This window comes from Trichodesmium erythraeum IMS101 (assembly GCF_000014265.1).
Classification (GTDB): domain Bacteria; phylum Cyanobacteriota; class Cyanobacteriia; order Cyanobacteriales; family Microcoleaceae; genus Trichodesmium; species Trichodesmium erythraeum.
On the sequence record NC_008312.1, the window covers coordinates 4,351,253 to 4,367,347 of the forward strand.

11 protein-coding genes are annotated in these 16,095 nt (G+C 36.5%); 9 read left to right on the forward strand and 2 right to left on the reverse strand.

The window, feature by feature from the left end; translation table 11 throughout:
* Nucleotides 1-282: 282 nt before the first annotated feature.
* Nucleotides 283-972, reverse strand: a complete 690-nt coding sequence (locus TERY_RS13465) for a DUF4340 domain-containing protein (RefSeq protein WP_011612343.1) — start codon at nt 970-972, stop codon at nt 283-285.
* A 126-nt stretch (nt 973-1,098) separates the two neighbouring features.
* Entirely contained in the window at nt 1,099-2,841 is a 1,743-nt protein-coding gene (locus TERY_RS13470) for a Gldg family protein (RefSeq protein ID WP_011612344.1), read from the reverse strand.
* A gap of 869 nt (nt 2,842-3,710) precedes the next feature.
* On the opposite strand from TERY_RS13470, the gene TERY_RS13475 reads away from it, so the two are divergent.
* The 9 genes from TERY_RS13475 to TERY_RS36955 all read left to right on the forward strand — a co-directional run bounded on the left by TERY_RS13475 (nt 3,711) and on the right by TERY_RS36955 (nt 15,881).
* Entirely contained in the window at nt 3,711-3,944 is a 234-nt protein-coding gene (locus tag TERY_RS13475) for a hypothetical protein (protein WP_044136813.1), read from the forward strand.
* Between the two features lie 812 nt (nt 3,945-4,756).
* Nucleotides 4,757-4,906, forward strand: coding sequence for a hypothetical protein (locus TERY_RS33115; protein WP_155994428.1), 150 nt, complete (start codon nt 4,757-4,759; stop codon nt 4,904-4,906).
* 447 nt (nt 4,907-5,353) lie between these two features.
* Complete coding sequence (locus TERY_RS13480) at nt 5,354-6,805, forward strand: NB-ARC domain-containing protein (RefSeq protein ID WP_011612345.1); 1,452 nt, start codon at nt 5,354-5,356, stop codon at nt 6,803-6,805.
* Between the two features lie 76 nt (nt 6,806-6,881).
* On the forward strand, nt 6,882-9,839 hold the full coding sequence (locus TERY_RS25365) for a tetratricopeptide repeat protein (protein WP_011612346.1): 2,958 nt from the start codon (nt 6,882-6,884) through the stop codon (nt 9,837-9,839).
* Between the two features lie 692 nt (nt 9,840-10,531).
* Entirely contained in the window at nt 10,532-11,980 is a 1,449-nt protein-coding gene (locus tag TERY_RS13490) for an AAA family ATPase (RefSeq protein ID WP_011612347.1), read from the forward strand.
* Entirely contained in the window at nt 11,943-12,086 is a 144-nt protein-coding gene (locus TERY_RS33120; protein WP_155994429.1) for a hypothetical protein, read from the forward strand. Before TERY_RS13490 ends, TERY_RS33120 begins: the two co-directional genes overlap by 38 nt.
* Entirely contained in the window at nt 12,079-14,418 is a 2,340-nt protein-coding gene (locus tag TERY_RS13495) for a tetratricopeptide repeat protein (protein WP_052845794.1), read from the forward strand. The genes TERY_RS33120 and TERY_RS13495 overlap by 8 nt, the downstream gene beginning before the upstream one ends.
* Before the next feature lie 283 nt (nt 14,419-14,701).
* Nucleotides 14,702-15,460 carry a Uma2 family endonuclease gene (locus TERY_RS13500; RefSeq protein WP_011612349.1) on the forward strand — a complete coding sequence of 253 codons (759 nt, stop codon included), beginning with the start codon at nt 14,702-14,704 and terminating at the stop codon, nt 15,458-15,460.
* A gap of 280 nt (nt 15,461-15,740) precedes the next feature.
* Entirely contained in the window at nt 15,741-15,881 is a 141-nt protein-coding gene (locus tag TERY_RS36955) for a hypothetical protein (RefSeq protein WP_370495449.1), read from the forward strand.
* The last annotated feature ends 214 nt before the right edge of the window (nt 15,882-16,095 follow it).

The window sequence follows — 16,095 nt, forward strand, 5'->3', positions numbered from 1 at the left end:
TTTATTAGTGGTAGGCGCAGGTTGATAGTTTGAGACAAAAAATGGACACACACTTTAGCTCTCTTCCTGGAGGGGGAACGGTGAAGTTGGGGTGTTTGTAGTAGGTTGTCAAGCCTAGACTGGTCTTTGAACTTCGCCTGGTTATGGTTCTATGTCCTTAACAGTTAGTGAGGATGTCAAAAGGTAATAAAAGTAATAAATTATAACATAATATAATTTTTCTAGCTGCAAATCTATAAATCTATTTATGGGTTAGAACTATTCTTTGAATAAATATTAATATTAATTGGTGGGTGAGGGAGAAACTTCTGAGTTACTAGATGATTTTTCCGATGGTTCTTTGCTTGTTTCTGGTTGCTCTTTTTTTTCGGTAGATTTTTCTTCTTCTTCTGTTTTCTCCTCATCGGAGATTTCAAGTTTTTCCCATTCGGAAACTGGTTTAGTTAATACATTTTTGAAGTTGACAGATAATAACAAAACAGATACCTCTTCTGGTGGTTCTCCCTCCGGTTCTAATTGAGAATATATAAAATTACCATTAAAGTCTGGTTGACCTAAAAATAGACGCATGTTTTTACCGTCTTTAAGTTGAACTTCTAAAGTGATTTCTGGTTTTTCTAAACCATATTCTGATAACCGAGAAATTGAAGTTGATATAGAGCGATCGCTTTTTAAGTTTGTTAGTTCATATAATAAAAATTCTACTGTTTGTAAATCAGCTTTTTTTTCGACAGGTGCAGTTATATTCCAGGCTTTTTCTTCTGCTTCTTTATTGATTTTTAAGGTTAATGTTTCTGACTCTTGTTTGATGGTAATAGTCTGAATTTGTTCTGAATCAAAATTAAACACTTGTTTTTGTTTTTCTTGAGTTTCCGTTTGTTGTTGTTTACCTCGAATTTCGTATAAGTAAACAAATCCTCCTAAAACAAGTGCTGTTAACATTAATATTAAAGTTGTTCTTTTGATTTTCATATTATTTATGCTTTTAGGGAGTATGTAGGGACATAACACGCAACGTCCCTACCCCTAATCAATACTCAAGTAGAAAAGTTTTTGATAATGATAAATGGTATTAGGGGGGAGCTAAATTTTGACTTTTTATCGTCGCTGCCACCAAATTATTCCACCAATTGTCAAGGCTAAAATTGGCAAGATTACAATTGCCATCCAGCTTAAAAATCTGGCTTTTACTAAACTCATTGCAATACGACGATTTGTAGTTTTTTTCGGACTAATAGAAAGTGTTTCTTGTTCTGGTTTACTTAACCAAGAAATTGAATTAAGAAATACGTCTCCATTTAGTTGTTGTTGAAACCAACCATTGGTAGCAAATTGAGAATTTCCTAATACTATTAAACGTGCTTCTTCTAATTTATTTTCTAATTTTACCTCTATTTTACTAGAATCTAATTCATCTGGTGGTTGACCAGGAAGTGGGGAAATAACCTCTGCTGAAGTTGTCTTTTTTTCTGCTTCTAATTCTGAAGTATAAGTTGTAGTAGGTTCATTAGGTGGTTGACCAGGAAGTGAAGGAATAGGAGTCAATTCTAATTCTGTTTCCTGATTTTTTTCCCCAGTAGAAGAACGAGTCAAAGCTACACCTAAAGATAATGGTCCAATACGATCGCGACCTTCATTAAATCTTAACTCACCCCTTAAATCTGTTTCTGCCCAACTTTGGTTACCAGTCCAAATTATAGGACTTTCCTTTATCCCATCTATGGCCTCAGTTTCTATGGGTCGGGCAAAGGGATATAATGAAATGCCATTACCAAAATCTTGGGTAATAGGATGTTCTCCATACATTGTAACTAATACCACCCAGGGGTCAAGACCGACTAATCTACCAATTTTGGGGTCATCTATTGCTAGGCGATCGTCAACTAATACACCCCACTCTTCAAATAAATTATTTAATCCTGGATCGGTGCTTGGGTCTAACATTATCAAAACACCGCCACCTTTTTCTAAATACTCTTGTAAAGCAATAACTTCTGCTTCTAAAAATTTTCTTTGAGCACCAGCAATAATTACAACATCTGCATCTTCTGGTACTTGAGAAATGCTTGCCAAATTGATAGATTCTACTATGTAATTCTTACTTTCAAGAGCATTAACAGCTTCAGAAAAACCTTTTTGGCCTTCTTTTAATTCTCGTTCCCCATGACCTTGAATAAAGTAGATTTTTAAAATTCGGCTACCAAGTATTTTTTCGATACTATTTGTGAGTTTAGATTCTGTTAGAAGCTCTAGTTGTTTACTAATAATAACTTCTTTTTTCTCCCCCACTTCTAGATGAATTTCTCCTAACTGTTTTACTCCAAATTGATTGGCTTTTCCTGGTTGTGTTTGAGGGTCTACTAACTCAAATATAAATTTACCATTTCCTTGTCTTTGATAATTTTCTATTAACTGAGTATATTGGGGATTTTCTCCTCGGTCAAATATCCAAAGTTTGACTGGCTTTTGGAGATTTTCTAGTATTTCTATAGTTTGTGGTGATAATGTAAATTTTTGGTTTTCAGTCAGGTCTATTCTTGTTTGATAACGAACTGCTAGAAAGTTAATTATCCCCAAAATTATCAGGACTGAAATAGTTGCAAAAATTGCATTTGTACCTGCTTCAGTTGCCCGACCACTCCACCAAGTTATGTTTGGGTTTTGTTCTCTAGAATAAGCTTGATAAAAAATCCATAAGCCAGTTATTATTATGGAAATACCTATCAATATTAATGGTATAGGTTCCCAATTTCCTGACACAAATCCTGCTGATACACCGATAATAGCTGAAATTGGTCCAAGCCAAAATAAATAACTCCAAGTACTTTTGATAATTTTCATATTATCTTTTTTTCAATGTCTAAATTCTCTTGAATAGTAAATTAGGAATAACATCGAAACAATATTATAAATAGATTGAGAGATTTCTGCAATAAATGATTGATATCAAATCTGGTTGATAAAAGCTCAGAGAAAATTTTGATGATTAACTTTCTTAATTATCTAATGTCTCATTTAATCCAGATAAAAGATATTCACCTGATAATATAATATCCATAGTTAAAATTTCTAGATATTGATTGTAACATTATTTTGACAATAAGTTTAGACTTGTTTTTTTTGAGAATTAATTAAGTTAATAATAAACCTGATGCTCAATATTATCTAATTTTTAGCTATCAAGGTGTGAATTTATCAGATTGAGGCCGTAATTTAATCATAAAATATCAAGAAATAGCAGGAAAAATCTTTCTTTTCTGTTGAGTAATAGTTTCCCATTTTTCTAAAGAGACTCAAGAAAAATTAAGGGAGCGATCGCTTCCTCCTGGTCAACTAAATATTAAAACTACTCCTAAGTAAGCTTGATAATTCCAGAGACTAATATCAATAATTAAATTAACTTCTTTTTGACCACTTTGCACCACAAGCTGGGAAAATAATAATTAATTCTCTTTGATAATTTATTTTTAATTGTAATTCAAGATAGCTTGACACAGTCAAAAAAATTGTTTTCTATTTAGCTTCGTAATTGGATTAAGATTTAATACTATAGTTATAAGTTAAAATCTTTTTTCGGTGGAGTCCCCAGGGTAGTTGTCTGGAAAGAGAGAAGAGGTATATTGAGATTTGATAGGCGATCGCTTAGGGCATGCTAAAGGTTGAGAAGTACTTTTTTGACATTTTTATCAAGAGCTTCACTATAAAAAAAATTGCCCAACGGCAAGGAATATCCTAGATATATTATTTTAGGGGGATATATTTGGCCAATAACACAGATAAAAGATAAGTTGAGTCACTATTATCTAGGGACGGAGAAGAAAGTAAGTCTGAGGCCAATGGCCCGTAGAAAGTTGTCTATCCTCAGGAAAAATCAGGAAAAGCAGGAGAGAACTGAGTCGAAAGAAAAGAAAAAGTTGGAGACAGGAGGGAAGCAATTTCAATGAGATAAAACTATATTTGATGGCCATTCTATCTCTTCATTACCCCATTACCAGAAGAGGTGGCAGAGCTAGAAAAATTTGATTCTGGGGATAGTTGAGTAGAGTTAGGGGTGAGATAATGTAGGTGAGATTAGATATTCAGGAAATGACAACAGTATCCGTAGAGGTCAAACTATATCTGGTAGTTAAGGCAGAAGAACAAGGGCGCTGTGAAGTCAAAAGGACAAATTAACTAGAAGATGTAGGAAATTGTTAATAATTAACAGAATTATAGTGTGTTGAGGTAGTTGAGGTAGAAAAAGATGGGTGTGTTGAAGGTTCCTTAGAGTGAAAGGATAATAGACATATCCAGAAAATCAGTAATTTTATGAAAGCGTTCTATGGAACAGGAAGTAAAAGTAAACAAAAAAAAATTATTAATTATACAATTCTTAATTATCTGTCTAGTGGCTAAACTAGTTTTTTCCCAATTTCAACTGTCTAGCTCTGGCTAAATTTAAGGTCATCAGAAGCGATCGCTCCCCCCCCATCTTTAGCAATAATATTTATGGTATCAATTATTTTTTTAATATTTCTCTAATATTTTTCTTTTAACTAAAATAGCAGCATCTCTAGTAACTTTTGCCAGGGTTGACTAACTGATAAGATATTAGAAGTAGTAAAAAGGAGCGATCGCCACAATAATTTAAATCTTCATTATCTCCTTAGTAGCTGTTCTAGTCAAAATTGACAGGGCTTTTCAAAGTGATGAACTATATTACCATCACTAAAACCTTCTAAGGAGGTTGCATGAAAACTCCCTACTATGGTCTGCCGTGCCGGAAAACTTCTGTATTGTCATTGATATGCGATCGCTCTCCCTATCTTTAGGAATAACATTCATCACATCAGTTATTTCTCCCACATTTTTCGGTTTAACTAAAATATCAGTATCTCCAGCAACTTCTGACAGGGATGAAATATAACAAGTACTAATACGAATTCGCTCCCATGCATTCTCAGAAAATGTAGATAGATATTCCTGTAGGTTCTGGGGTTAATACTGATGAGTTATAAAGAAGTTTCTTAGACATTAATAGTTAAAGGCAACAATTTTAAAGACTGTAGGTTAGCTCAGAATGTAGCAAGAACTCTTAGAGTCACCCAATATTTTCACTTAACTAGGTTCAGATCAGATAAAAAATTCTCACCCTTCCAAATGATGGAAAGAGGAAATCATGTATTTATGCATTAAAATTTAATAAGCTCAAAACTTTGATGCCCTCTGTAATTTTAGGAAATTATTTCAAATTTTAGCTATATTTAATTAGTTTAAATTAGTTTAGCCTAAGTTTATCAAATTAGTATAACCTTAAGTTAGGTTAAAATTGAGTCGGCAAATTTCTATATAAATAGTTAAGGGACTTGAACTGATGAATGAAAGGAAAAAAAGCAGACGAGGTCGTATTCTGACAGATGAAGGGTTTGAGAAACTAAAAAATGCTGTAAATAAAAAGTTTCTCCTTGATAATATCGAATCCACAGCTATTGAGCTTACAGAAATGTTAAGTCTAGTTATCCAGAATAAAGGAGAATTTAGTCTAAATACTTTAAAAAAAATCTGGAAGCGTGAAGAAAATACTGACATAAAATTTATTAAAGTAATAGCTGAAACTTTTGGTTTAAAATTTGAGGATGGTATTGACTATACCTATAAAGATGATACTGATAATACTACAGAACAAAAAACTTCTTCTTCTCCTGCTACTGCTAAAATTGATACAGATATAGAAGATTATAATTTGCAGTGGGTAGGTCGCTGTGACCTAATTTCTGAGTTGAGGCAAAACCTGTTAGGTGAGTTGCGCATAATATCTATTGTTGGCATAACTGGTATTGGTAAAACTTCTCTGGCAATGCAACTTTCTGTTGACGAGCATATCTCAAATTACCTGACTTCCTCTTGGGTGAATTTTTATGATGCTCCAACTAAAACTTTTGATGTAGTAGCGCGACAGGTATTGGGGGAAAAGTTGGCTGCACAACCTCAGTTAAAACAGGATCGAGAAGTTCTACTGTTAACAATGATAAATGAGTTACAAGTTCGCCCGACTCTATTAATTATGGATATGTTGGAAGGGGTCTTAATGCCTGAGGAGAAAGGTGGTTATCGGTGGAAGGAGGAAGAGTCTATTTTTGCAGATTTTCTAGGAAGAATAATACTAGCTGAAAATATGCCCTCTCGGATAATACTAACTTCTCAATATAGTTTACCTGTGTTAATACAAAGTAGGTATGATGATGTCCGACTCCTACAAGTCACTCTTAAGGGTTTAACTCAGGAGGAGTCTTTGGGACTATTTGAGAGCTGGAAAGTTAACATTGAGAATAATCAAATCAAAAATTTTTTAATCAGAATAATTAATATTTATGATGGTCATCCTCTAGCTTTAAGGTTGATTGCTGGGGATATTATTAATGAACCTTATGATGGAGATTTTGAAGCTTTTTGGGAAGATAATAAACTATATTTTGAAGCGATAGAGTCTCAGAATATAAATGGAGAAAATTTTGAGGGAAAAGATATTATTGATAGGGTTGGCAGTAGAGTGGAGGAAACTTTAAAACGTTTATCTGTTTCTCACATTTTTGCTTATTTAATGTTATGTATGGGAGGAGAATTAGAATGTTTTGTAGAGAAAAATGCCTGGCTTCTGCTTTTGTGTAATCTACCAAAAGAAGAACAGAATTTAGCTTTTGAAACTTTAAATAAAAGGTTTTTATTGGATCGAAAAAATTTTCAAAATAAAGCTTTTTATCGTCTTCATAGTTTAATTAAAAATGTGGCAAATGAATATGATTTGGATAATTTTGAAAAAGATTGATTAACTCGGCTTTAAAAAAAATAAACCTGAAGAAAAATACTTTTATCAAAATATAGATAATTAATTAAATTTAACCATGGATAAAAAATATCAAATACTTGAAAAAATACAGGGATTATCTATTTATCAATTAAGTAATACTTACTATGAAAAATCTGGTAAATTAATCACTGTTAAACCTCAAGAAAAGAAAAATATTTTTCTGAAAAATAGTATAGAAATCATCAAAAAAATTACTAGGTTGATGAAAATTAACTCTCCCCAAAATAAACTAAATTTATTAGAAAATAACTACTCGCCTCAACCAGAAAAAAAATTAACGGTGAGAGAAAAAGCTAACCTCCGCCTCGCCTATTATTGGTTAAAAATATATCAACCAGAACCAGGTGCATCTAACTTGGAAAAAGTCAAAGGATATCTGCAAGCCTTCCGTCATTTTGCCAAAATGGGAGAGTGGGAAAAAGCTAGTCAAATTCTTTCTCTTAAATTACCGCTAGTTGATGAAAATTTAGACACTCAACTAAATAGATGGGGTTACTATGAGGAATGTATGGAACTCTACAATAAATTATTAGGTAAATTAGACCAAAGCTGGGATGGTATTTGTTTAAATGGTTTGGGAAATGCTTACTTATCTCTCGGAAAATATCACAAAGCTATTGAGCATTATCAGCAGCACTTACAAATAGCTAAGGAAATAGGTGATCTTGGGGGACAGGGTATTGCTTTAGGGAATTTGGGAGATGCTTACCATTCTCTAGAAGAATATAACAAAGCTATTGAGTATCATCAGCAGCATTTACAAATAGCGAAGGAAACAGGGGAACTCGGGGGAGAAGGTATTGCTTTAGGGAATTTGGGAAGTGCTTACTATTCCCTGGGAAAATATCACAAAGCTATTGAGTGTCATCAGCAGCATTTACAAATAACAAAGGAAATAGGGAATATGAAACAGCAGGGCATTGCTTTAGGCAATTTAGGGAATGCTTACCATTCCCTAGGAGCATATCACAAAGCTATGGAATATCATCAACAGGACTTAGAAATAGTTAGGAAAATAGGCGATCTTGGGGGTGAGGGCATTGCTTTAGGGAATTTGGGAAGTGCTTACTATTCCTTGGGAGAATATCACAAAGCTATTGAGTCTCATCAGCAGCATTTACAAATAGCTAGAAAAATAGGCAATGTTAAACAGGAGGGTATTGCTTTGGGGAATTTGGGTAATGCTTACCATTCCCTAGGAGCATATCACAAAGCCATGGAATATCATCAACAGGACTTAGAAATAGTTAGGAAAATAGGGGATCCTGGGGGTGAGGGTAATGCTTTGGGAAATTTGGGTAATGCTTACTATTTTTTGGGGGAATATCACAAAGCTATTGAACATCATCAGCAGCATTTACAGATAGCCAGAGAAATAGGTAGCCAGAAAGGAGAGGGTAATGCTTTGGGAAATTTGGGTAATGCTTACTATTCTTTGGGGGAATATCACAAAGCTATTGAGCATCATCAGCAGCATTTACAAATAGCCAGAGAAATAGGCAACCAGAATAGAGAGGGTAATGCTTTGGGGAATTTGGGTAATGCTTACTATTCTTTGGGAGAATATCACAAAGCTATTGAGCATCATCAGCAGCATTTACAAATAGCCAAAGAAATAGGCGATCGCTCTGGAGAAGGAAATGCTTTGGAGAATTTGGGTAATGCTTACTATTCCAGCAGAAAATACGACAAAGCTATTGAACATCATCAGCAGTATTTACAAATAATTAGAGAAATAGGCGATCGCTCTGGAGAAGGAAATGCTTTGAGGAATTTGGGTAATGCTTACTATTCTAGCAGAAAATACGACAAAGCTATTGAAGATCATCAGCAATATTTACAAATAGCCCAAGAAATTGGCGATCGCTCTGGAGAAGGAAATGCTTTGGAGAATTTGGGAAATGCTTACTATTCCAGCAGAAAATACGACAAAGCTATTGAACATCATCAGCAGTATTTACAAATAGCCCAAGAAATTGGCGATCGCTCTGGAGAAGGAAATGCTTTGGGGAATTTGGGTAATGCTTACTGTTCCCTAGGAGAATATTACAAGGCTATTGAACATCATCAGCAGCATTTACAAATAGCCCAAGAAGTTGGCGATCGCTCTGGAGAAGGAAATGCTTTGGGGAATTTGGGTAATGTTTACTATTCTCTAGGAGAATATCACAAAGCTATTGAACATCATCAGCAGCATTTACAAATAGCCCAAGAAATTGGCGATCGCTCTGGAGAAGGAAATGCTTTGGGAAATTTGGGAAATGCTTACTGTTCCCTAGGAGAATATCACAAAGCTATTGAGCATCATCAGCAGCATTTACAAATAGCCCAAGAAATAGGCGATCGCTATGAGGAGGGTAGTGCTTTGGGGAATTTGGGTAATACTTATGATTTTTTGGGAGAATACGACAAAGCTATGGAGTATCATCAGCAGCATTTACAAATAGCTAGGGAAATTGGCGATCGCTCTGGAGAGGGTAATGCTTTGGGGAATTTGGGAAATGCTTACTATTCCCTGGAAGCATATCACGAAGCTATTGACCATCATCAGCGGCATTTACAAATAGCAAAGGAAACAGGCAACTTTAGAGGGGAGGGTGTTGCTTTGGGGAATTTAGGAAATGTTTACTTATCCCTAGGAGAATATTACAAGGCGATCGAGTCTTATCAGCAGAGCTTAGAAATAGCTAGAGAAATAGGTAACCGTTCTGGGGAAGGTGGTGCTTTGGGAAACTGGGGAAAAACTCTCCTCAAATTAGAAAAGTATGCCGACTCTTTGGAATATTCACAAGCAGCATTAGAGATATTTGAGCAGATAGGAAACCCTCATCACCAAGCAATAGTTCTGAAGAATATAGCAGAAACCTATCAAAATTTGGGGTTTTGGGATATGGCACGGCGGCATTGCGAGGAGGCGTTGGCTATTTTCACAGAATTAGGAGTGCCAGAGTTGAGAGAATGTCAGGAGTTGTTTGAGGTTCTTGAAAAATAACTTCCCCTTAACCTCTCCTATATTGTAGGGGTTTTCTGGTATTTTTCTATAGCTATTCCATAATGCTCGACGGAATTATATTGCTCCCAAGCCAGGGGATGTGGTCAGAGTGATAATTCTCATTTTTTCATTTTTGATTTCCATTGGTTGGCTTGGAGCAATTTTCCGGCAGGGTATACCCCAGTAGGGAACCTATTCTGCAACGTCCTACTGGGTTTCACTAATGACGATGATGCCATTTGCTGAGATATAGCGCTTTTGCATAAATTCTGATTATTTATGCTTTCGTTTTTGTATCATGACTGGACGTAACACCCACAGTAAAAAGGCAACTGCTAAAATAATGCCGGTGGGACTGTTTCCATTTTTTAATAATGGAGTTGGATCTATGGGTAAAATGTTTGTGTTAGGTTGACTGCTACAAAGTATATTTTGTTTAGAAAACATCTTTTTTTTCCTTAAAGTATATTGGGTTTTTTTCAGGACTGACGCCAACTCACATAAAGACGCCATATTTAAGGGCGAATAGCATTTCCCCTCAGGGTCAGGGCCTAGCCGTGGGTAAGTCCTGTTCATATTTCTATCTTATTATGAGGTTTGGCAAGTCAAGGTGCAGTAATAGCTCAGTGTTTCTCATTGGAAAAAAAGTGAGCTATAATTGATCCGAAAAAAGGTTATTTTGGAGGTATGATATGGCGGTTAGTCTCAGAGCTTCTAGAGAGGGGCTGCAAAAGGTTGATGCAGCTAGAAAAAAGAAAGGTTGGACAAAAGCAGAGGATGCTTGGTGGGGACTAGCCCCAACTTCAAAAGCAACTTTAAAACGTTTTTGGCGCAGCATTCCCATTGAACGAGAAGCTTTTATTGCTATTTGTGAGAATGTTGGGGTTAACTGGGAAGAAATAGTGGACGAGACTCCTCCCTCACCTGACAGTTCTACTGTTAAATTTTTTTCTTATGATAATATTTGGGTGGGTAGAGAGGACCTGATAGCTGAACTTTCTACAAAAGTTAAAGAGTCTTGCCGCTTACTTATTCTTGTTGGTCTTAGTGGTATTGGTAAAACTGCTTTGGCTGAAAAATTAGCAGTGGAGCTACAGAAAGAATTTTTGCAGGGAGACTGGAGCAAGTTTCACCAGGAAAATTTGGAAAATACTGAAGCTAGAGATTTTCGTAGTGTTGCTTTTCGGTGGTTGAAAAAATGGGGTGAGTCTCTGACTCCTGATGATTTTAAGGATGTGAATAGGTTACTCTATAGACTGGTTTATCGTTTGCGAGAACATCGGTATTTGATAATTATTGACTCTCTGGAAAATATTTTGGTGGGAAATGAGGATCAGGGATGGAATAATTTTGAGGATAAGTTGTGGGTGAAATTTTGGGAGTTGTTTTTGGCATCTCCAGAATGTCAAAGTCGGATCATTTTGACTTCCCAAGACTTGCCTGAGGAAATTCCTGGACGTTATCAGAATTTCTGGGAGCATAAAGTTTTGACTGGTTTGAGTAAGTCGGAGCAGTTGCAGTTATTTGGGAAAACTGGGTTGGAGGTTGAGGAAAATTCTGTGAATTTACCTTATCTACAAAGTATTGGTAATGCTTATGAGGGTCATCCTTTGGCGTTGCGGGTCATTGCGGGGGAAATTTGTGGCAAACCTTTTAATGGTAATGTGGTGGCTTATTGGAAAAAGTATGGTAAAGAAATTGAAGAGGTGGAAAAGGCTATTGAGGAAGGGAGGACTCAGGGGGTAACTGTTGGTGCTGATGATAAGTTTCAGCTAGACAGATATACCCGTATGTTGCGGAAAAATGTCAGTCAACGACTAGATAAAACTTTTCTCCGGTTGCAGAAAGATGCTGTTAATGCTTATCGGTTAATTTGTGTTGGTGCAATATATAGGTGTGAGGTGCCAGAGAGTTTTTGGTTGAAACTTTTGAAAACTTGGCAGTGCGATGAAGAAAAGCAAGAGGCGGCATTGCAGACTTTGCGCGATCGCTTTTTGGTTGAGGATGTGGGAGTTGATGAAAGTGGTGAGTTTCTATTTAGGCAACATAATTTAATTCGTAGTGTGTCACTAGAACATTTAAAAAAATTGGATAAAGCAAGAGGTGGCATTGCAGAATTTATGCGATCGCTTTTTGGTTGAGGATGTGGGAGTTGATGAAAGTGGTGAGATTCTACTTAGGCAACATAATTTAATTCGTAGTATGTCACTGGAACATTTAAAAAAATTGGATGAGGAAGATGGTTGATACTGAAAATAATACCCAAGGTGGAGTTATTCTACCTTCTGCTGAGTCTGTTTTGAAATTGTTGAACCTGGACCCTGATGGCCTTATGTCCATTAAGCCACTTTCCAAACGTCTTCAATATCAGGCTGTTATTATCTGGTTGAGTGACTACAAATGTCCGCAAAGAGTAAATGATAATTTAGAGGTGGTAAAAGGCTATCTGGAAGCATTTTATCATCTTTGTGAAGTGGGAGACTGGGAACGAGCAAAGCAAATTTATTTTATTAAAGTACCGCCAGTTAATGAAGAGTTACGTACTCAACTAATGAGGTGGGGTTGTTATAAGGAATGTATTCAACTCTACAGTAGACTATTAGGTAAATTAGACCAATATTGGGATGGTATTTGTTTAACTGATTTAGGTAATGTTTACTATTCCCAAGGAGAATATGACAAAGCTATGGAGTATTATCAGCAGCGTTTACAAATAGCTAGGGAAATTGGCGATCGTTCTGGGGAGGGTGGTGCTTTGGGGAATTTGAGTAATGTTTACTATTCCCAAGGAGAATATGACAAAGCTATGGAGTATTATCAGCAGTCTTTACAAATAGCTAGGAAAATTGGCAACCGTTCTTGGGAGGTTGCTGCTTTGATAGGTTTGGGTGATTTTTACGATTCCCAAGGAGAATATGACAAAGCTATGGAGTATTATCAGCAGTCTTTACAAATAGCTAGGGAAATAGGCAACCGCTCTGGGGAGGGTATTGCTTTGGGAAATTTGGGTAATGTTTACTATTCCCAAGGAGAATATGACAAAGCTATGGAGTATCATCAGCAGGATTTACAAATAGCTAGGGAAATTGGCAACCGTTCTGGGGAGGGTATTGCTTTGGTGAATTTGGGTGTAGTTTACAATTCCCAAGGAGAATATGACAAAGCTATGGAGTATTATCAGCAGTCTTTACAAATAGCTAGGGAAATTGGCGATCGCTCTGGGGAGGGTGGTGCTTTGGGAAATTTGGGTAATGTTTACAATTCCCAAGGAGAATATGACAAAGCTATGGAGTATTATCAGCAGTCTTTACAAATAGCTAGGGAAATTGGCGATCGCTCTGGGGATGGTAATGCTTTGATGGGTTTGGGTAATGTTTACTATTCCCAAGGAGAATATGACAAAGCTATGGAGTATTATCAGCAGCATTTACAAATAGCTAGGGAAATAGGCGATCGCTCTGGGGAGGGTCGTACTTTGGGGAATTTGGGTCTTGTTTACTATTCCCAAGGAGAATATGACAAAGCTATGGAGTCTTATCAGCAGGATTTACAAATAGCTAGGGAAATAGGCGATCGCTCTGGGGAGGGTATTTCTTTGGGGAATTTGGGTGATGTTTACTATTCCCAAGGAGAATATGACAAAGCTATGGAGTATTATCAGCAGCATTTACAAATAGCTAGGGAAATTGGCGATCGCTCTGGGGAGGGTAATGCTTTGATGGGTTTGGGTAATGTTTACCATTCCCAAGGAGAATATGACAAAGCTATGGAGTATTATCAGCAGTCTTTACAAATAGCTAGGGAAATTGGCAACCGTTCTGGGGAGGGTAATGCTTTGGGGAATTTGGGTAATGTTTACAATTCCCAAGGAAAATATGACAAAGCTATGGAGTATTATCAGCAGCATTTACAAATAGCAAGGGGAATTGGCGATCGTTCTGGGGAGGGTCGTGCTTTGGGAAATTTGGGTGTAGTTTACAATTCCCAAGGAGAATATGACAAAGCTATGGAGTATTATCAGCAGTCTTTACAAATAGCTAGGCAAATAGGCAACCGTTATGGGGAGAGTAATACTTTGGGGAATTTGGGTAATGTTTACAATTCCCAAGGAGAATATGACAAAGCTATGGAGTATCATCAGCAGTCTTTACAAATAGCTAGGCAAATAGGCAACCGTTCTGAGGAGGGTATTGTTTTAGGGAATTTGGGTAAAGTTTACAATTCCCAAGGAGAATATGACAAAGCTATGGAGTATCATCAGCAGTCTTTACAAATAGCTAGGGAAATAGGCAACCGTTATTGGGAGGGTATTGCTCTAGGAAATTGGGGAGAAACTCTGCTCAAGTTAGAAAAATATGCCGCATCTCTGGAATATTCACAAGCTGCATTAGAGATATTTAAGCAGATAGGAAACCCTCATCACCAAGGAATAGCTCTTAAGAATATAGCAGAAACTCATCAACATTTAGGAAATTTAGATGCAGCACGACAGTATTGCGATGAGGCATTAGCTATTTTCACAGAATTAGGAGCGCCAGAATTGAAAGAATGTCAAGAATTCCGCGATAAATTGGGGTAGGACTAGGACACAGACTTGACCACAGATGCACAAATAGTTAATAGCCAGCTTATCTATTAGTATCGCTACAACCCTTGCATCTGATGTCACCCCTAAAAACTTCCAGCCTTTGCCCATACTGATAGTAAAATCTTCCGAAATTACCCACGCAGCCTCAAAATATACACCATCCCTAGGAGTTAACAGCCCTTAAATTATACTAGATATAGTAGTTTAGCGTCAGTAATGCTACAACCATCAAATTATTTGCTAAAATTAAACAAAATGTCACAGTCAAAATATTATGGTAAACTACAACAAATTACTTAATCTACCATCAAGTGACGAATTACCAGATTCAGATAACAAACCCGTGGATCATGAAATACAAGTTATTATTCCTAACCTGCTCAAACAGATTTTAAATCTATTGTGGGGCGATCGCCAAGATTGGTTTTTTGGGGTCAACATGGGAATTTACCACACCACAGGGTCAAACCCTAGAATTGCCATAGTTCCTGATGGTTTCCTCAGTTTAGGAGTGACACGACTCAAAAATGATAACTTGCGACCCTCCTATATTCTTTGGGAGGAAAATTATATTGTTCCCATACTGGTATTAGAAATTGTTTCTAAAACCTATGGGGATGAATACGAGCAAAAAATGATTGATTATGCTCGTATGGGAGTATTATATTATGTCATCTATAACCCAGATTATTCCAAGCGGGACAAACACAAACAATTTGAAGTATATCATTTACGAAATGGAGTATACGAACCTCAGCTCGGAAATCCCGTGTGGATGCCAGAAATTGGTCTAGGGATAGGGTCTGAAGTTGGTAATCATGAACGTTGCCAAAGAGAGTGGTTGTATTGGTATGACTCTCAAGGGAACAGGCTCATGACCCCAGAAGAGAAAACACTTCAGCAACAACAACGAGCTGAACAAGAACGGCAACGAGCTGAACAAGAACGGCAACGAGCTGAACAAGAACGGCAACGAGCTGAAAAACTTGAACAAATGTTACGTTCTCTTGGCATTGATCCAGAACAGTTATAGTTATAGGTCAAGTTCAAAGTCAAACCAATAAAAACTTATAATTTATGGAAATGAGTTGCGATCGCGATTCATTTCCCTTTCAGAAAAAAATGCTACAACCATCAAATTATTTGCTAAAATTAAACAAAATGTCACAGTCAAAATATTATGGTAAACTACAACAAATTACTTAATCTACCATCAAGTGACGAATTACCAGACTCCGACGACAAACCTGTAGATCATGAAATACAAAACCTAATTCCTCACCTGCTCAGACAGACTTGAAATCAATTAAATTATGGAGCGATCGCTCAGATTATTTTTTGGGGTCAACATGGGAACTTACCACACCACAGAGTCAAACCCTAGAATTGCCATAGTTCCTGATGTTTTCCTCAGTGTAGGAGTGACACGACTTGACCTTGAACTATATAGCTAACAGTTTTGGTGTGGCTGAAATTACAGTATAAGATAAATCCAAGGTTTCACCGTAAGTGATATCTTTACTCTCAATGTGGATCCAGTGGACAGTAGGCTATAAGTGGCGAATGCGATAGCTAACTGTTCTAGGGAGAGTAGTGCTGTGGGGAATTTGGGTATTACTGACTATTCCCTAGGAGAATATGACAAATATAAGGAGTATTATCAGTAGT